Annotated in this window: 12 protein-coding genes; 9 read left to right on the top strand and 3 right to left on the bottom strand. The window is 44.6% G+C overall.

All coding sequences use genetic code 11. From position 1 onward, the window contains the following. Positions 1-12: 12 nt before the first annotated feature. From HC752_RS19410 to sucD, 5 genes are all read left to right on the top strand, one after another. Positions 13-726: a succinate dehydrogenase iron-sulfur subunit gene (locus HC752_RS19410; RefSeq protein ID WP_190336855.1), complete on the top strand. Its 714-nt coding sequence runs from the start codon at positions 13-15 to the stop codon at positions 724-726. 104 nt (positions 727-830) lie between these two features. Next, a complete protein-coding gene (gene sucA, locus HC752_RS19405) occupies positions 831-3638 on the top strand; it encodes a 2-oxoglutarate dehydrogenase E1 component (RefSeq protein ID WP_190336854.1) in 2808 nt (935 codons plus the stop codon). 28 nt (positions 3639-3666) lie between these two features. Next, positions 3667-4875, top strand: coding sequence for a 2-oxoglutarate dehydrogenase complex dihydrolipoyllysine-residue succinyltransferase (gene odhB / locus HC752_RS19400; protein ID WP_190336853.1), 1209 nt, complete (start codon positions 3667-3669; stop codon positions 4873-4875). Positions 4876-5050: 175 nt separating this feature from the next. Beyond that, the gene (gene sucC / locus HC752_RS19395) at positions 5051-6217 is read left to right on the top strand and encodes an ADP-forming succinate--CoA ligase subunit beta (RefSeq protein WP_190336852.1); all 1167 of its coding nucleotides are present in this window, start codon (positions 5051-5053) and stop codon (positions 6215-6217) included. Further along, positions 6217-7089, top strand: coding sequence for a succinate--CoA ligase subunit alpha (gene sucD, locus HC752_RS19390; RefSeq protein WP_190336851.1), 873 nt, complete (start codon positions 6217-6219; stop codon positions 7087-7089). Before sucC ends, sucD begins: the two co-directional genes overlap by 1 nt. 129 nt (positions 7090-7218) lie before the next feature. Here sucD and HC752_RS19385 read toward each other — a convergent pair whose 3' ends face one another. After that, a complete protein-coding gene (locus tag HC752_RS19385; RefSeq protein ID WP_238930573.1) occupies positions 7219-8343 on the bottom strand; it encodes a glycosyltransferase family 9 protein in 1125 nt (374 codons plus the stop codon). 94 nt (positions 8344-8437) lie between these two features. Here HC752_RS19385 and msbA point away from each other — a divergent pair, with 94 nt between their 5' ends. Beyond that, a complete protein-coding gene (gene msbA / locus HC752_RS19380) occupies positions 8438-10222 on the top strand; it encodes a lipid A export permease/ATP-binding protein MsbA (RefSeq protein ID WP_190336850.1) in 1785 nt (594 codons plus the stop codon). 67 nt (positions 10223-10289) lie between these two features. On the opposite strand, the gene znuB is transcribed toward msbA, so the two are convergent. Continuing rightward, positions 10290-11075, bottom strand: a complete 786-nt coding sequence (gene znuB / locus HC752_RS19375) for a zinc ABC transporter permease subunit ZnuB (protein WP_190336901.1) — start codon at positions 11073-11075, stop codon at positions 10290-10292. Then, a complete protein-coding gene (gene znuC / locus HC752_RS19370; RefSeq protein ID WP_190336849.1) occupies positions 11068-11850 on the bottom strand; it encodes a zinc ABC transporter ATP-binding protein ZnuC in 783 nt (260 codons plus the stop codon). Before znuC ends, znuB begins: the two co-directional genes overlap by 8 nt. An 84-nt stretch (positions 11851-11934) precedes the next feature. Between znuC and znuA the strand changes: the two genes are divergently transcribed. The 3 genes from znuA to HC752_RS19355 all read left to right on the top strand — a co-directional run bounded on the left by znuA (position 11935) and on the right by HC752_RS19355 (position 17759). Then, positions 11935-12876, top strand: coding sequence for a zinc ABC transporter substrate-binding protein ZnuA (gene znuA / locus HC752_RS19365; protein WP_190336848.1), 942 nt, complete (start codon positions 11935-11937; stop codon positions 12874-12876). Continuing rightward, positions 12873-14225, top strand: coding sequence for a murein DD-endopeptidase MepM (gene mepM / locus HC752_RS19360; RefSeq protein ID WP_190336847.1), 1353 nt, complete (start codon positions 12873-12875; stop codon positions 14223-14225). The genes znuA and mepM overlap by 4 nt, the downstream gene beginning before the upstream one ends. 129 nt (positions 14226-14354) lie before the next feature. After that, a complete protein-coding gene (locus HC752_RS19355; protein WP_190336846.1) occupies positions 14355-17759 on the top strand; it encodes an AraC family transcriptional regulator in 3405 nt (1134 codons plus the stop codon). The last annotated feature ends 521 nt before the right edge of the window (positions 17760-18280 follow it).

Here is an 18280-nt window from a genome sequence, read left to right as displayed (position 1 = left end):
GAGGTACATATAATGAAACTGAATTTCTCTCTTTATCGTTACAATCCGGATACAGATAAAAAGCCTTATATGAAGGACTATGTCCTTGAAGTAGAAGAAGGTTCAGACATGATGGTGCTTGATGCACTCATCTTGCTGAAAGAGCAAGACCCATCAATCTCATTCAGACGTTCATGCCGAGAAGGTGTGTGTGGTTCAGATGGTCTGAACATGAATGGGAAAAATGGCTTGGCTTGTATCACACCTCTTTCTGCTTTAATGGACAAAAATACGATCATCATTCGTCCGTTACCGGGTTTGCCTGTTGTGCGAGACTTGATTGTTGATATGACACAATTCTACGACAACTACGCGAAAGTGAAGCCGTTCCTGATTTCGGATGGTAACTTGCCACCGTCGCGTGAAAACTTACAGCTACCGGAAGATCGTGCTCATTTAGACGGTCTGTATGAATGCATCATGTGTGCATGTTGTACGACGTCATGCCCATCATTTTGGTGGAACCCAGATAAGTTTATCGGTCCAGCAGGTCTGTTAGCTGCTTACCGTTGGTTAATTGATAGCCGTGATACGGCTACAGACGAACGTTTATCTAATCTTGATGATGCTTTTAGCGTTTTTCGTTGCCATAGCATTATGAATTGTGTAAGTGTTTGTCCTAAGGGATTAAATCCTACGAAGGCGATTGGTCATATCAAGACCATGTTATTGAATCGTTCGGTTTAATGGATTCAAAATTGCCGACCCTTATGTAAAGCCTTTGGGTCGGCTTTATTAATAGCTCGGCATAAGACCGATGCGAACGTGAAACCTACTGGTTAAGGGAAAATATGCACAACGGCGTGATGAAGGCATGGCTCGAGTCTTCACACTTGGCTGGCGCCAATGCAACTTATGTAGAAGAACTCTACGAACTGTATCTTAGTGATCCCGATCTGGTGAGTGAGGAATGGAAACGAGTATTTGAAGGGTTGCCTACGCAGTCCGACGCGGTCGATCAACCGCATTCTCGTGTCCGTGATTACTTCCGTCGATTAGCGAAAGAAACAAAGCATTACAATGTCCAAGTTAGTGATCCCGATGTCGATGCTAAACAAGTAAAAGTACTACAGCTTATTAATGCCTACCGTTTCCGCGGGCATGAAGCTGCCAACCTCGACCCTCTTGGTCTTTGGGAAAGAGATCCAGTCGCTGAACTGAACCCTACTTTCCATGCCCTCACTGAAGAAGATTTAGATGAAACTTTCAACGTAGGTTCTTTTGCCAACGGGCAAGAAACGATGGTGTTGAGAGATCTTCATAAAGCCCTCAAGCAAACTTACTGTGGCTCCGTCGGTGCCGAATATATGCACATGACAAACACAGAGCAAAAACGTTGGATTCAGCAGCGTTTGGAATCTGTGTCTGGTCAGGTGTCGTTTAGTCATGAAGAGAAAAAAACCTTCCTTCACGAACTGACTGCGGCAGAAGGCTTAGAGCGTTATCTCGGGGCTAAATTCCCTGGTGCGAAACGTTTCTCCCTAGAAGGTGGCGATGCAATGATTCCTATGACTAAGGAAATCATTCGTAGTGCTGGTTCTCAAGGTATCCGAGAAGTGGTTATCGGCATGGCCCACCGTGGTCGCTTGAATATGCTGGTCAACGTACTGGGTAAGAAGCCACAAGATTTGTTCGATGAATTCGCGGGCAAACACGATGAAACCTGGGGTACCGGTGATGTTAAATATCACCAAGGCTTTTCTGCCGATTTTGCAACGCCAGGTGGCGATGTACACTTAGCGCTCGCATTTAACCCGTCTCACCTAGAAATTGTTAACCCTGTTGTCATCGGTTCGGTTCGAGCTCGTCAGGATCGTCTTGGGGATAAAGATGGCAGCAGCGTTCTGCCTATTACCATTCATGGAGACTCTGCTATAGCCGGACAGGGCGTTGTTCAAGAAACGTTCAATATGTCTCAAGCTCGCGGTTTCTGTGTGGGGGGGACGGTACGAATTGTTGTAAATAACCAAGTTGGTTTTACGACGTCGAACCCTCGTGATACTCGATCAACGATGTACTGTACCGATATTGCCAAGATGGTACAGGCGCCGATATTCCATGTGAACGCTGATGATCCTGAAGCTGTGGCTTTTGTTGCTCGCTTAGCTGTTGATTACCGTAATACGTTCAAACGTGATGTTGTGATTGATTTGGTTTGTTACCGTCGTCACGGTCACAACGAAGCGGATGAGCCGAATGCGACTCAACCATTGATGTATCAAAAAATCAAAAAGCACCCAACTCCTCGTAAGCTTTACGCAGACGTTCTCATAGAGCGCGGTGAATTCGATATTGAAACAGCGACACTGTTAGTGAACGAGTACCGAGATGCACTTGATCACGGTGAAGTTGTGGTGAAAGAATGGCGCCCAATGGCATTGCATTCCGTAGATTGGTCACCCTATATTGGTCACGATTGGGATACGGATTGGGATTCGAATTTCGACATCAAGCGCTTGAAAGAACTAGGGCAGCGTTTGTGCCAATATCCGGAAAGCCACAAGCTGCATAGTCGTGTCAATAAGCTTTACAACGATCGTATCTCCATGATTAATGGTGAGAAACAACTCGATTGGGGTATGGCTGAAACATTGGCGTACGCAACTCTGGTTGATGATGGCAAACGCATTCGTATTTCTGGTCAAGATTCAGGGCGTGGTACTTTCTTCCACCGTCATTCTGTATTGCATAACCAAACGGATGCGAGCACCTATGTTCCATTAGCGAATATCCATGATAAACAGGGACCTTTCCAAGTCTTTGACTCAGTTCTATCTGAAGAGGCGGTGTTGGCATTTGAGTACGGTTACGCGACGGCAGAACCAGGTGGTTTAACCTTATGGGAAGCCCAGTTTGGTGATTTCGCGAACGGTGCGCAGGTTGTCATCGACCAGTTTATCTCTTCAGGAGAGCAAAAGTGGGCTCGTCTGTGTGGTTTGACGATGCTTCTGCCTCACGGCTATGAAGGTCAAGGTCCAGAGCACTCCTCGGCGCGTTTGGAGCGTTACTTGCAATTGTGTGCTGAACAAAACATGCAAGTTGTTGTGCCTTCTACACCTGCGCAGGTTTATCACATGCTCCGCCGTCAAGTGGTACGTCCAATGCGTCGTCCACTGATTGTTATGTCGCCTAAGTCTTTGTTGCGTCATCCGCTTTGTACGTCTTCTTTAGAAGAGTTGGCGGAGGGTACGTTCCAAGCTGCGATTGGTGAAATCGATACACTGGAAGCGTCTAAAGTTAAGCGTGTTGTTTTTTGTTCTGGCAAGGTTTATTACGACCTACTTGAGCAGCGTCGCAACAACGAACAAGATGATGTGGCGATCATTCGTATTGAACAGTTGTACCCATTCCCGTTGGAAGAAGTACAAGCTACGATTGCGCAATACACAAATGCAGTGGATTATGTTTGGTGTCAGGAAGAACCTCAAAACCAAGGTGCTTGGTATTCTAGCCAACATAACTTCCGTGCCGCGATTCCAGCTGGTGCTGATTTGAAATACGCAGGTCGTCCGGCTTCGGCATCACCTGCAGTTGGATACATGTCAGTACACATGAAACAACAGAAAGCGTTGATTAGCGACGCACTTACCCTAGATTAAGAACTAGAAGAAAAAGGACGAAACAGACATGACAATTGAAATTCTGGTTCCAGACTTACCTGAATCTGTAGCGGATGCGACAGTTGCAACGTGGCATAAGAAACCAGGCGATGCAATCGAGCGTGACGAAGTCATTGTTGATATTGAGACAGATAAAGTGGTACTGGAAGTACCAGCTCCTGAGGCCGGTGTACTGGAAGCTATCCTTGAAGAAGAAGGTGCCACAGTACTGGGTCGCCAAGTTCTTGCAAAATTGAAACCTGGCGCTGTCGCTGGTGAACCAACAGCTGATCGTACGGATGGTACTGAAGCTTCTCCAGACAAACGCCATAAGGCTTCTTTGGTTGAAGAATCTAACGATGCGTTAAGCCCAGCGGTTCGCCGTTTACTTGCAGAGCACAACCTTGAAGCAAGCCAAGTGAAAGGAACAGGTGTTGGTGGTCGTATCACACGTGAAGATATTGATGCGCACCTAGCCGCCGCGAAATCTGCCCCTGCCGCCGCTGAGCAGCCAGAAATTGAAGCACCTGCCGCCGCTCGTACTCAGAAGCGCGTGCCAATGACGCGTCTGCGTAAAACGGTCGCGAAGCGTCTTCTTGAAGCGAAAAACAGCACAGCAATGCTGACCACGTTTAATGAAGTGAACATGAAGCCTATCATGGATCTTCGTAAGCAATACAAGGACCAGTTTGAAGAGCGCCACGGGACACGTTTAGGGTTCATGTCTTTCTACGTGAAAGCCGTGACAGAAGCATTGAAGCGTTACCCAGAAGTGAATGCATCGATTGATGGTGATGATATTGTCTATCACAACTATTTCGATATCAGCATGGCGGTTTCGACGCCACGCGGTTTGGTTACACCAGTATTGAAAGATTGTGATACGTTGGGTTTTGCTGAAATTGAAAAGGGCATCAAGGAGTTGGCAATCAAAGGTCGTGATGGCAAGCTAACCGTTGATGAGCTAATGGGGGGGAACTTTACCATCACTAACGGTGGTGTATTCGGTTCATTGATGTCTACCCCTATCATCAACCCGCCTCAATCAGCGATTCTTGGTATGCATAAGATTCAAGATCGTCCAATGGCGGTTGATGGCAAGGTCGAGATTCTTCCGATGATGTACTTGGCTCTTTCTTACGATCACCGTTTGATTGATGGTCGTGAGTCGGTTGGTTTCTTAGTAACGATTAAAGAGTTGCTAGAAGACCCAGCTCGTCTATTGTTAGACGTATAGTCCGCTAAGCAAAAGCATAAAAATTGAGCCAGGCTCTTAGTGTCTGGCTCTTTGTTGCGAGATCGTCTCGCGTGCTCAAGACTAAACCCCTACATACGTGCGTCGTCTATCAGAAGTGATAACGCGTCGATGGAAATAATAAATCCCCAGAGGGATAAACAAACGGAATAACACAATGAATTTGCATGAATACCAAGCCAAACAGCTGTTTGCAGAATTCGGTTTGCCTGTACCAGAAGGTTTCGCATGTGATACAGCACAAGAAGCTTTTGAAGCTGCTGGTCGCATCAGTACAGCGAAGAAAGTCGTCAAATGTCAGGTACACGCTGGTGGTCGCGGTAAAGCGGGCGGCGTTGAACTGCACGATACCAAAGAAGGTGTAAAAGAGTTTGCACAAAAGTGGCTAGGTAAAAACCTTGTTACTTACCAAACAGACGCTAACGGTCAGCCAGTTACGAAAATCCTAGTCGAAGAAGCATCGAATATTGCTAATGAGCTGTACCTAGGTGCCGTTGTTGACCGTGCAAGCCGTAAAATTGTATTCATGGCCTCAACAGAAGGCGGTGTGGACATTGAGAAAATTGCTGAAGAAACACCAGAGTTGATCCATAAAGCGGCAATCGACCCACTCGTTGGTCCTCAAGCATACCAAGGTCGTGAACTGGCGTTCAAACTTGGTCTCGCTGGCGATCAAATCAAACAATTTGTTAAGATCTTTATGGGTCTTGGCAACATGTTCTCTCAGTATGATCTGGCTCTTCTAGAAATTAACCCTCTTGTTGTGACAGGGGAAGGCAACCTTTTATGCCTAGATGGTAAAATCAACATCGATTCAAACGCGATGTACCGTCAGCCTAAGCTTCGCGAAATGCACGATCCATCTCAAGAAGATGAGCGTGAAGCGCACGCTGCACAGTGGGAACTGAACTACGTAGCACTGGATGGTAACGTTGGCTGTATGGTTAACGGTGCAGGTCTCGCTATGGGGACAATGGACATCGTCAACCTGCATGGCGGTAAGCCTGCTAACTTCCTAGATGTAGGTGGCGGCGCAACAAAAGAGCGCGTAGCAGAAGCATTCAAAATCATTCTTTCTGATGACAATGTGAAAGCGGTTCTTGTAAACATCTTCGGGGGTATTGTTCGCTGTGACATGATTGCTGAAGGTATTATCGGTGCAGTGAAAGAAGTGGGCGTAACCGTCCCAGTTATTGTTCGTCTTGAAGGTACTAACGCCGATCTCGGTCGTGAAGTGCTTGCTAATTCTGATGTTGATATCATTGCTGCTGAGTCGTTATCAGATGCTGCTCAGAAAGTTGTTGCTGCTGCGGAGGCTAAATAATGTCTGTACTAATTAACAAAGACACCAAAGTAATCTGTCAGGGCTTCACTGGTGGTCAGGGTACATTCCACTCCGACCAAGCGATTGCTTACGGCACGCAAATGGTTGGTGGTGTTTCTCCTGGTAAAGGCGGTCAAACTCATCTCGGTCTACCGGTGTTTAATACTGTCCGTGAAGCAGTAGAAGCGACGGGCGCAACTGCTACCGTTATCTACGTACCCGCTCCATTCTGTAAAGATGCGATTCTAGAAGCGATCGATGCTGGTATTGAACTTATCGTTACTATCACAGAAGGCATTCCGACAACGGATATGATTGATGTGAAAGTGAAGTTAGAAGAAACAGGCGTTCGCATGATCGGTCCTAACTGTCCAGGCGTGATTACGCCGGATGAGTGTAAGATTGGTATTATGCCGGGTCACATCCACAAGAAAGGTAAAGTGGGTATCGTATCGCGTTCAGGTACGCTAACTTATGAAGCTGTTAAACAAACGACGGACGAAGGTTTTGGTCAGTCGACTTGTGTCGGTATTGGCGGTGACCCAATTCCAGGATCAAACTTCATTGATATTCTGAAGTTATTCCAAGAAGATCCAGAAACAGAAGCTATCGTTATGATCGGTGAGATCGGCGGAACAGCGGAAGAAGAAGCGGCAGCGTTCATCAAAGAGAACGTAACCAAACCAGTGGTTTCTTACATCGCAGGTGTCACGGCTCCTCCTGGTAAGCGTATGGGGCACGCAGGTGCAATCATCTCTGGTGGTAAAGGTACTGCGGAAGACAAATTTGCAGCGTTAGAAGCCGCTGGCGTGAAGACGACGAAGTCTCTCGCTGAAATCGGTAAAGCACTTCGTGAAGTGACTGGCTGGTAAGAAAGCTCAATGAATACAAAACCGGAGCCAATGTGCTCCGGTTTTTTTGTGCTTTCTGTTTCGGCTTCTGTTGCTACCACATCTTCAAAATCATCAAAGCTTAAAGCATCATCAAAGTCTAAAGCACCATCAAAATGGGATTTTAAGCGACTTTAGAATTTGTGCCGCATTTAGGTCATCTAAACCATCAACATTGACGGTATTAGTTCCTAGCAAGCCGTATCGCTCTATCGATGTATGAGTGTAGAGCCCAATACAGTTTGCACCAGCGGCATCCGCCAAATGCAAAGGTCCGGTATCGCAACAAATAAACCCATCCATTTGTTTGAGTACGGCAGCAAGAATGCGCATGTCTTTTGATTGATAGGTTTGCGTTTCGATGTTGAGTGGGGCTGGAATATCTGGGCTCAATATTTCGATCCAGTTAATTTGCTTCCCAGTTACCTCGTCAAACTGAGTTAACACGGTTTGCCAAGTCGCTTCATCAAGTTGCTTTTCTCCACGTGCTCCACGAAAGTACGCCAACGTAATAGGCTTCTTTCCTTGTCGTAATTGCTGAGAAATTTGCTGTGCCTTTTCTGTCTCTTCTTGAGAAAACGCCATTGTATGATCGTATTCGGTATCGAGCTTGATTCCCATGCCTTTTAGCACATCCAAACTTTCTAAGGCAGCATGTGGGTGTCTGATGGGCAGTGGCGTTGAATGAGGTGCCGCAGGTAATCTGTTTTCTGCGTACTCCGAGACCTTATTCCGAGCATCTAGCATCGATGACATCATGCTGTCCGTTACCGATGAGTAGGGCACGAGAACCAAGTCGTATGTGTTTTTTCTTAAACGGACAATACATCGCAACCAGCTAATAATGTGTTTGAAAGAGAAACTGGAGTAGTCAAATCTGCCCAGCCCCATATTTTGGAAAAATTGCCCCTGCCATGGCTCGCGCAGTAGCAAGTCTATGGTTGCCTCTGGGTATTGCTTTTTAAGTTCGCGAATAAAGGGCAACATAAAAAACATGTTGCCGATGCGCTTATTGTTACGAATCAGTAAGATATGTTTGACATCCGCACTGGCTAAAAGCTCTGGTTCAAGTGACTTATTATTACGGAGTAATTGGTACAGTACTATTTCAGATGAATTCATTTTGTCACGGCGGTAGCTGTCAAACCGACGCAATGCATTTCGTATGGTCATAAATAAATTTTGATTCTCATTTGGCAACTGTCGCGCACAGAAATGAGGGACTTTATCAAGCATTCTCCAGCAAATCCAGCAGCAGTTTTGATGACAAAAATACAATACACTGATGGAATTAATGGTAACCTAGCGCAAAAATTTTCACGAAACCCTTATGACTGTCATTAAAGATAAGAAAAGTATCGAACAATTTAAGCGATTACTTCCCTACATCAGTGTTTATAAACTGGCGATAGGCGGAGCAATTGTGGCATTGGCGATTAACGCCTTAAGTGACATCTATATGCTGTCTTTACTCAAACCCATTTTGGATGAAGGTTTTGGTGATCTCGAATCCAATTACCTCAAGATACTCCCATTCATCATATTAGGTACGGCACTTTTACGCGGATGCAGCGGGTTTGTCTACGGCTACCTACTCAGTTGGGTTTCAAGCAACATTGTCATGACGTTGCGCCGAGAACTTTTCAACCATTTGATGAAAATGCCTGTTTCGTATTTCAGCAAAGAGTCCACAGGTACGTTGCTTTCTAAGATTACTTACGATACCGAACAGGTTGCCGGAGCAACCAGCAGCACTTTGATCACTCTTGTTCGAGAAATCGTGACCATTTTCGGTTTGCTTGGGCTCATGTTTTGGACCAGTTGGCAGCTCTCTTCTGTTCTTCTTATTGTTTGTCCCGTTATTGGTGTATTAATCAGTGTCATTTCCAAACGCCTGAAAAAAGTCAGCCACAGTATTCAAAATGAAATGGGTAATTTGGCGACGAGTTCGGAGCAAATGTTGAAAGGGCACAAAGAAGTCTTGAGCTTCGGCGGGCAAAAAAAAGAAGTGAGCCGCTTTGAGGGTGTAACCAATCAAGTTCGCCAGCAAAACATGAAATTGATAATTGCACAGCAAGTCTCTAGCCCTGTTATTCAAACCATTGCGTCATTTGCGTTAGTGGCGGTGTTGTACATTGCGAGTATGGACAACGTTCATAATCAGCTTTCGGCTGGTACATTTACGGTTGTATTTGCGTCGATGTATAGCCTTCTTCGTCCTTTGCGCGGTCTAACCAATGTGCTTTCAGAGTTTCAACGAGGTATGGCCGCGTGCGAATCTCTGTTTGAAATATTGGATAAGCCCACTGAGCGCAATGTGGGAAAACACACTCAGGACTCTACAGAAGGAAACATCCGTTTCGATGGTGTGAGTTTTAGCTACGAAGGCGCATCAGGTAAAGCGTTAGACAATGTTTCTGTCGATATCCCGACGAATAAAATGACCGCGATAGTGGGCCGCTCTGGGTCGGGGAAAAGTACGTTGGTTCAGCTCCTTCCAAGGCTGTATTCCGTTGATTCTGGTTCCGTATTACTTGATGGTGTGAATGTGGAGGATTACGAGCTTTCTAACCTGCGCACGCACATTAGCTCAGTGTCTCAAGATATTCATTTATTCAGCGATAGCATCGCCAATAACATTGCCTATCCTGCATTAGAGAACGCGAAACGCTCAGACATAGAGAACGCAGCCAAATTGGCGAATGCCCATGAATTTATTGTTCAGTTACCAGAGGGTTACGATACTGAAATTGGTCAAAATGGGGTGACCCTTTCTGGAGGGCAGCGCCAGCGCCTGGCGATTGCAAGAGCTTTGTTGAAAAAATCGAAGGTTCTGATTCTGGATGAAGCGACGTCCGCTCTTGATACGGAATCGGAAAGAGCAATACAGAAAGCTTTGGTGAATATTCAAAAAGAGAAGACATTAGTGGTGATTGCGCATCGCTTATCAACGATAGAGCATGCCGATAACATTATTGTTATTGATCAAGGGAAGGTGTCTGGTCAAGGGGCTCACCAAGACCTTTTAAACTCCGATCCTGTCTACTCAAAGCTTTACCAAAGCCTCAAATCAAAAGAACAGAAGACGCAGGCATCGCCTGATTCCTTAGTCTGAAGACGCTACTGAATGCAAAAAAGGGAAGCGAGGCTTCCCTTTTGTGATCTTCAATTGAGGTTGTTGTTTAGTGCACTACTTTTTTGAATTGAGACAATATAAAAATAATGGCGGCACTAATCACAACAGAAGGACCAGCGGGCGTATCCAAATTCCAGGAAAATGATAGACCACACAATACTGCAATCACGCCAAACACCGAAGATAGCATCGCCATTTGCTCTGGTGTGCGTGAAAACCGACGAGCGGCGGCAGCAGGGATAATCATAAGTGACGTGATCAGAAGGGCGCCGACAAATTTCATTCCGACCGCAATCACCACACCAACCAATAACATCAAGACAAGTCGCATGAGATCAGTATTGATCCCCTCAATACTTGCCAATTCTTCATTGACGCTGCTCGACAGCAGAGGGTGCCAAAAATACATAAGTGTCGCGACAATGAATGTTCCACCAGCAAATATAAAGATTAAGTCTTGCGGCGATACTGCCAGCAGATCGCCAAACAAATACCCCATTAAATCGACACGCACATTATCGAAAAAGCTGATTGCCACCAATCCGAGTGATAGTGAGCTATGAGCCAAAATACCTAATAGCGTGTCGGTTGCAACAACTTCTTGTTTTTGAAGGGTGACAAGAATAGCGGCAAGGGCAATACAGCAAATAACCAAAGCCAAGTAGATATTAATATCGAGCAAAAACCCCAAAGATAAACCCAGTAACGAAGCGTGCGCTAGGGTATCGCCAAAGTAGGCCATTTTGCGCCAAACGACAAAAGAGCCCAACGGTCCAGCAATCAGCGCGATAGCAATGCCAGCAAGAATAGAAGGAAGAAGAAACTCAATCATGTTTGTGACCGTGTTGAATATGTTGGCACGCATCTGCGTCTCCAGCGACGGGGTCGCCGGATAGGTCATGATGGTGGTGATGATCGTGTTGATAAAAAGCCAAAGATTCACGGCTACGATGACCAAACAGCTCAATATAAGAGGGATGTTCGCTGACGGCAGCAGGGGTACCGGAACAACACACATGGTGATGTAAACAGACCACATAATCTGTTTTTGCCATGACGAGATGCAGATCGTGTGACACCATCAATACAGCGCAATGAAATCGATGCCTCAAATGGTCGATTAAGTTATAAAGGTCTATTTGACCTTGTACATCAACGCCTTGTGCTGGCTCATCCAATACAAGCAGATCAGGTCGCTGAAGCAATGCTCTTGCGAGCAAAACACGCTGATTTTCACCACCGGACAGCCGATGCATATTGTTATCCAGTAGATGGGCAGCACCGACCAGTTTTAAAGCTTCGAGTCGTTCTTGTTTGCTGTATTTTCCTGCAAGTTTGAGAAATCGTTCGACACTAAGAGGAAGAGTGTCATTTAACCTGAGTTTTTGTGGAACGTACCCTATTTTGGGTTTGCCTATAAATGATAATGTGCCATCAAATCGTTTGTTTAGCCCAAGAAGTACTTTTACTAACGTTGATTTTCCTGCCCCATTGGGACCAATCAACGTAGTAATATGACCTTTATGTAGGTCTAGATTGATGTTGTCGAGAACAGGCTTATCACCAAATTGTACCCGTATCGATTTGAGAGAAACGAGAAGAGTCATTATAAACCGCTATTGCAATACTGATGTGTTATAAAGTAACATTTACCCCTGTTTACGCCAAGTATTGAATACCCCGAGGATAAAATGCCACGTTTTGGTCATGTATTTTTGTTGTTAGGTCTGATGCCTTCTATTGTCAGCGCTGCCAACGTTCTAAGCTCTATCAAGCCGATTCAACTCATTACGAATGAAATTACGCAGGGAGTATCTACGTCAGACGTTCTGCTGTCTACAAATACTTCACCTCATGATTACGCGTTGAAGCCATCTGACATAAAAAAAATCAAGGAAGCCGATTTAGTGGTTTGGATCGGTGAAGACATGGAAACTTTCCTTACTGGCGTAATGGACAATCATTCCGGTGCGTTCGCATTGCAAGAACAACCGGAAATTCAGTTAAGAGAATACGGTGATTGTGGATGTGATGAAGATGAATCGCATCACAGCGAAAATAAACATCATGACGAAGAGTCCAATCATCAAAATGGGCATGAAGAACACAAACATGGTGTGTACGATATGCATTTATGGCTAGGTCCAGATTATGCGCTTCAGGCAGCTATCGCAATCGCAAACAGGCTATCTAAGATTGATCCAGATAATGCAAAACATTACCAAGATAATTTGGCGGCATTTAAAGTTAACTTAAATAAAACAAACGCAGAGATAGAAGCGCAATTACTACCAGTGCGCGACAATGGGTATTTTGTTTTTCATGATGCGTATGGTTATTTCGAAAATCATTTTAAATTAAATAACTTAGGTCACTTTACTGTGAGTCCGGAGCGTAAGCCTGGCGCAAAAACCTTAAACAAAATACGTAAAAAACTTGAATCTGAAGAGGCATATTGCGTATTCTCTGAACCTCAGTTTACCCCAGCTGTAGTCAGCTCCGTAACGCGTGGAACAAGTGTGAATAAAGGCGAACTTGATCCACTTGCGGTGAACATTAAAGTGCAGTCTGGGGCATATTTCGACTTTTTAAAGTCATTAGGCTCCCAATTCGCTAGCTGTTTATCTGAATGAAAAATATCAATGTCGCTGCCAAAAATTGGCAGCGATTACCCAAAAAGCACAAACTCACCATTCTAAGTCTAACGATATTTACTATTGGTGTATCGTTTTGGCGGCCAAGTTCCGTTTCCATTCCCTCACAACCCGTTGCAACACCTCCTGAAAGAGTGGACATTGATCTTCAAAGTGAGCAAACCATGGCACTTTCTGATCAAAATAGTGAACCCTTAGGTGTTCAAATCGACTCTAATGCCCCTGAATTTTCCGCTCCAAAAGACGAACTTGAAGAAGAGTTGGCGAATGCAATTGAACCGACTCATTCCCATGTCGTGGCTAAAGGGGAGTTGCTGAGCACGGTATTTGAGCAGTACGGTCTAAAATTAAATGATATGTATGCGCTTATTCATACGAATAAGGCTGCTGAACGTCTTCGTCCAGGGATGACGTTAACGTGGACGTTGGATGCGGATGGTCGACTTGATGAGTTTCGTATTGATAGAAACGCCAAAGAATACGATCTTTATACTCTTGGTGATTCTGGGTATCAATATCAAAGGTTGGAAAACGCCGGAGAGTTGAAACCTGTCTTAGTGACGGGGCAGATATCTGGAAGCTTTTATCAATCAGCGCTGAATGCGGGATTATCGCCAGGGCAGATCACAACCATTGTTAAATCAATGCAATGGAAGTTTGATTTTGGGCGACTGGCGCGTAAAGGTGACAAATTTGCTGTTCAGCTTGAGCAGGAGTTTATTGATGGTAAGGCTGTTGGTCGGGGGGATGTAAAAGCCTTGCTTTATGTGAATGGTGGAAGAGAATACACCGCAGTAAAATTTGATGATAACCGTTTTTACGATGCGTCAGGTCAAAGTTTGGAACAGGCATTTGATCGCTTGCCAATCAATAAGCGATATCGAGTTAGCTCCCGTTTTAACCCCCACCGAAAGCACCCAGTGACAGGGCGAGTGTCTCCCCACAATGGAACCGATTTTGCGACTCCAATTGGAACCCCTATCTACTCTATTGGCGATGGGAAAGTGGTGAAAGCTCGCAGTCATCCTTTAGCGGGTAACTATGTGGTCATCAAGCATGGTCGAGAGTACATGACAAGGTATTTACACTTACATCGAATTCTCGTTAAAGTGGGGGATACCGTAACTCGCGGACAAAAAATCGCTTTAAGCGGGAATACGGGGCGCTCTACAGGACCCCACCTTCACTATGAATTTATCAAAAATTCACGTCCAGTCGATGCAATGAAGGTACAACTACCCAAAGCATCGGATGTTCCCAAGCCTAAGTTGCCGGAATTTAAAGAAAATGCCGGCAGTGTCATACAAATTTTACGTGATCAGATCTAGATAAATGAAAGGTGCGGCGAGACGCACCTTTTTTATTCACCATAATTCGTATAACGTATCAAGCTACTCAAAATGACCAGTATCTGAAATTGGTGATGGAGTGTTTCCGGTTTAGAAAAAGGAAAGGATTTGATTACGCGATTCGTACTGATATTGATATTGCTTATTGTCAGTCAAAGCTTGCGAGCGCACGAAAGCAATTCCATTTTCTACCCCTTGCCATTTCAAATGCAAGGGCAGTCTCTCACCGCACAAAATCTGATATCAGGTCCAGATGGCGGACTTTGGATTCATGATATTCATGGGCAGTTGAGGTTTTTTGACGGTCAGCACATTCTTCCCCGTTCGGGCAGTGTCTTTGAACGTAAACTCTCTCAGGTCGCGTACAGTCGGCAATATTTCTGGTTCTCAGAAAACAACAAGATATTCCGGTTCAAACCCAACTTCCCACAAGAACAAATTACAGCGCTTCCTGCCAATCGTCGAATATTGAAATTGGGCGTGAGTAACAAGTTTGTCTGGGCGGCAACGGCTGAAAACTTTTATACGCTAGACTTGGATGACAACTCACTAACTGAATACCCCCTTTCTTTTGTTTACAAAAGCAACAGTCAGAAGCGTGTGATTGTCAACGATGCAAAATATGTTTCTGACCGATGGATTTTGGGCACGTCCTCTGGTGTTTACTTTAATCAAGGTAAGAAATTTTATCATATCCGCTCATCTGGTAAGCATCACATTGAGTCTCTCCATTTTTCCCAAAAGCGTAGGGAGCTCATAGTTGGTTCACTTCAAGGTGCTCGAATCATTACCATCGACAATGAATCGAGAGATTTTAAGGTGATTGGCAGCTCTCATGTATTAGCGATTGAAGAAACGGATACGTCCTACTGGCTAGGTACGGAAAATGGAATATACATATATCACTTCCTTACGGGTGAAACAGATCATATTTCGTCCAATTACCAAGATGATTATGCCCTGCCCGGTGATCATGTGTACGACTTATATAACGACGGTCAGGGTGGTGTTTGGGTGGCGACAAACAAAGGGATTAATTATTACTCTCTTTACAGTCGATTGTTTGAACGTATTCGTTTTGGCAATTCATCCCAACACCTAGGGTTAGGGAACATCAGACAAATATTCACGTCCTCAAATGGTGCGCATTGGATCGGAACAGACCAAGGTTTTTATCTTTTAAACCCTAAGAATATGCACTACCCCAAGCTCCTGCTTAAAGGGGGGGTGAATGACTTGGTGCAGCAGGGAAAATTTTTGTGGTTGGCAATGTCTGATGGATTAAGAAAGTTTAATCTAGAGACATTAGCGCTAGAGAGCGAGATGTTACCCAGCCAATTGAATCAAAGGGTAATCAATCGAATTACTATCGACAAAAACGGTATGCTATGGGTTGCAACCGCTGAGGGGCTTATTCGCTATCAACCTGATAGTAAAGTCACTGAGAATTTTGGATTTGATTGGGTGGTCAAGCAATACTTTCCAACGCAAATTACACACCTGTATACGTCTTCTACTGGAACCGTCTGGATAGGGACTGACCATGGTCTCTATTATTATGATAATGGGCGCTTACAGTTTGAACGCGGTGTGGAAACATTGCTCGCGAGAACGCTCGATATGTCTGAAACGGTTGATGGCAAAACCTGGCGAATTAGCAGTAGAGGGCTCAGCCTTTATGATCCCGAGACGCTTTCGCCGCAAATTGTGCCATTGTTTGAAGCGGATATTAAACCACTGTGCAGTGTGACGACGGCTAATGGTATGTGGCTTTCAACATCCAAAGGGCTCAGTTTTTACTCTAATGACGGTCAATTGCGTCAGCACTATGGTGCGCCTTTTGGGGTCATAAATAATGAGTTTTTGCCCGATGTATGCTCTGTTGGTCCTAATGGCGACAACTTAATATTTGGTTCCAAACTTGGGATTATCATGACATCAGAGAGGGCGTTGAAAGCCACACAATTACCTCTGAGTAGAGTGAAATTTGGTCAGGTTCTTTTAGACAGAAAGCCGTTTGAGTTTGCCCCCGATAGCAGCAAGCAGTATCAAGTACCGCATGGTAAAAACCTTTCATTCGTAGTAGGTGTCTTACCTGACTTTGATGTTTGGAGTTTAGAATATCGGCTTTTAGGAAGTCGGAACGAAAACTGGATATCTCTTCAAGGTTCGCAACTCACATTTGATTATCTATTACCCGGTGAATACGAATTGGAAGTTCGTACATCTTCGCAGTCCGAGCTCGAAGTTGAAGGATCCAGTTTTTCTTTTGTTGTTTCAACGCCTTGGTACATGTCCGGTTGGTTTATCGCCTATGTCATTGTCTGTTTGATGGTCTTTGCTGGGTTAATTGTCTTGTGGCGTTCACGTCAAATTCGTCGAATTAACAAAGCATTGAGAGACAAGGTTGAATTAAGAACGAGCCAGTTAAAACACCAAAGTGATATGTTGGTGAATAGTAATAAGTTATTGAAAAGGCAGATTAATATTCGTCAATCCTATATTGATAGCCTTGCAGGTAAGACAAAAAGTGTTTTTGAAGATATATGTCAGTCTGGTGCCGAGCCCGGTCAATTCAAGAAAGCCTTTTATCTATTACAACAAATCGTTGATCTCAGTGTTAAATCTCAGGGAGAGTCTAAAGCGAGCCATGAACTCAATGCCGTGTGTGATGCCGTGGTTGTGCACTGGGATAAAGAATTGGCTAAGCAAGGTGTTCAGTTAAATGTGCATCGTTCTCCAGCTTCGATTTCCGTTTATGTGGAGCAATTTAATTTGGACTATGTGCTCCACGGGATGTTGGCGAACGTTTCCAGAAGAAGCCGGCGAGGTGATCAAATTGAATTGGTTGTGGTTAATCATGCTGAACAATGTGGGTTCAGGATTCAAGATACGGGTAATCCAATTTCTCAACAGGAAGTGCTGGGTTACAACGCCTTTAATCACAAATACAGTGGTGAAGAGTGGAGTGCGTTAACCGACACCAGCCTGCAAGGATTACGCCGATACGTTGAATACAGTGGCGGTGAGTGTATTTTTAGGAAAAAAGACAACAACGCGAACATTATTGATGTCTTATGGTCGAATGCGCCAGTGGAAGAGCTTGATATACCCATTAGACGCACATTGATGACATCAACTAAAGAAGACACCATCGTTTCAGAAGAGCAAGCACCACTTACCGAAGAAGAGCAATGGTTATCTAGAGTCTTTGAAATCGTGGAAACTCACTATCACGACCCTGACTTTGGTACGGCACCTATGTCGAAAATGATTTACACATCGGAACGAAGCCTACAACGTAAATTTAAATCTCAAACAGGGAAGACATTTAAAGAGTATCTAAACGAAATTCGATTAGAGAAAGCGTGTCAGCGTTTAATCAGCGGTGAGAAAGTATCCGATGTCGCCCACGAGACAGGCTTTAATGACCCTTCCTATTTTAGCCAACGATTTAAACACCATTATGGCATTTCACCTTCCAAATTCATTGAAGCCAATCAAGGCGCTTGATCGAGCTACTTATTCCGTCTATTTCACACACCCAACTAAGTCTTTCTAGGCGTTTACGGCGCTCAAATCGCTTAGCGGTTATTCTTGTTGTGACCCCTTTCAATGAATTGTGCTGCTGAGCGCAAGCGCTGTAGGTTGCACTGGAAAGTCATCGGCTTACCCGCTTACTGCGTACGTTAAATTATTGGATTTTGCTTCTCTACGCTCATTTAAAGCAACAGTAAACTATTTTCGTTTAGTGAAAGAAAGAGGCTGGTGCATAACAACATGCTCTTCGGGTCATTAGATGAGGTTATGAACGGGCAGTCTTCGGTGGCGAGACGAAAGCTAACCAACTGAAATATAAATGTGATAAACCAATGTTTTTATGGAAAAAATAGAATAGGGTGAGCCAAAAAAGGATGAAATTTTCGTTCTGATATACGTGAAGAGGTATCGGGAAGATAAGAAAAAAATATCGTGGTATAGCCGGGGGGACTATACCACGGGTGTCAATGACACCTTCGCTTGCTGCCGGAGTG

Source organism: Vibrio sp. S9_S30 (assembly GCF_014694455.1).
Taxonomy (GTDB): Bacteria; Pseudomonadota; Gammaproteobacteria; order Enterobacterales; family Vibrionaceae; genus Vibrio.
This window is presented reverse-complemented; position numbering and strand designations above follow the sequence as displayed.

Coding starts and splice junctions, on each gene's coding strand:
- msbA (WP_190336850.1), top strand. CDS start 8,438: ATGACTGTCATTAAAGATAAGAAAAGTATCGAACAATTTAAGCGATTA.
- sucD (WP_190336851.1), top strand. CDS start 6,217: ATGTCTGTACTAATTAACAAAGACACCAAAGTAATCTGTCAGGGCTTC.
- HC752_RS19410 (WP_190336855.1), top strand. CDS start 13: ATGAAACTGAATTTCTCTCTTTATCGTTACAATCCGGATACAGATAAA.
- mepM (WP_190336847.1), top strand. CDS start 12,873: ATGAAAAATATCAATGTCGCTGCCAAAAATTGGCAGCGATTACCCAAA.
- sucA (WP_190336854.1), top strand. CDS start 831: ATGCACAACGGCGTGATGAAGGCATGGCTCGAGTCTTCACACTTGGCT.
- HC752_RS19385 (WP_238930573.1), bottom strand. CDS start 8,343: ATGCTTGATAAAGTCCCTCATTTCTGTGCGCGACAGTTGCCAAATGAG.
- sucC (WP_190336852.1), top strand. CDS start 5,051: ATGAATTTGCATGAATACCAAGCCAAACAGCTGTTTGCAGAATTCGGT.
- znuB (WP_190336901.1), bottom strand. CDS start 11,075: ATGATTGAGTTTCTTCTTCCTTCTATTCTTGCTGGCATTGCTATCGCG.
- znuC (WP_190336849.1), bottom strand. CDS start 11,850: ATGACTCTTCTCGTTTCTCTCAAATCGATACGGGTACAATTTGGTGAT.
- odhB (WP_190336853.1), top strand. CDS start 3,667: ATGACAATTGAAATTCTGGTTCCAGACTTACCTGAATCTGTAGCGGAT.
- znuA (WP_190336848.1), top strand. CDS start 11,935: ATGCCACGTTTTGGTCATGTATTTTTGTTGTTAGGTCTGATGCCTTCT.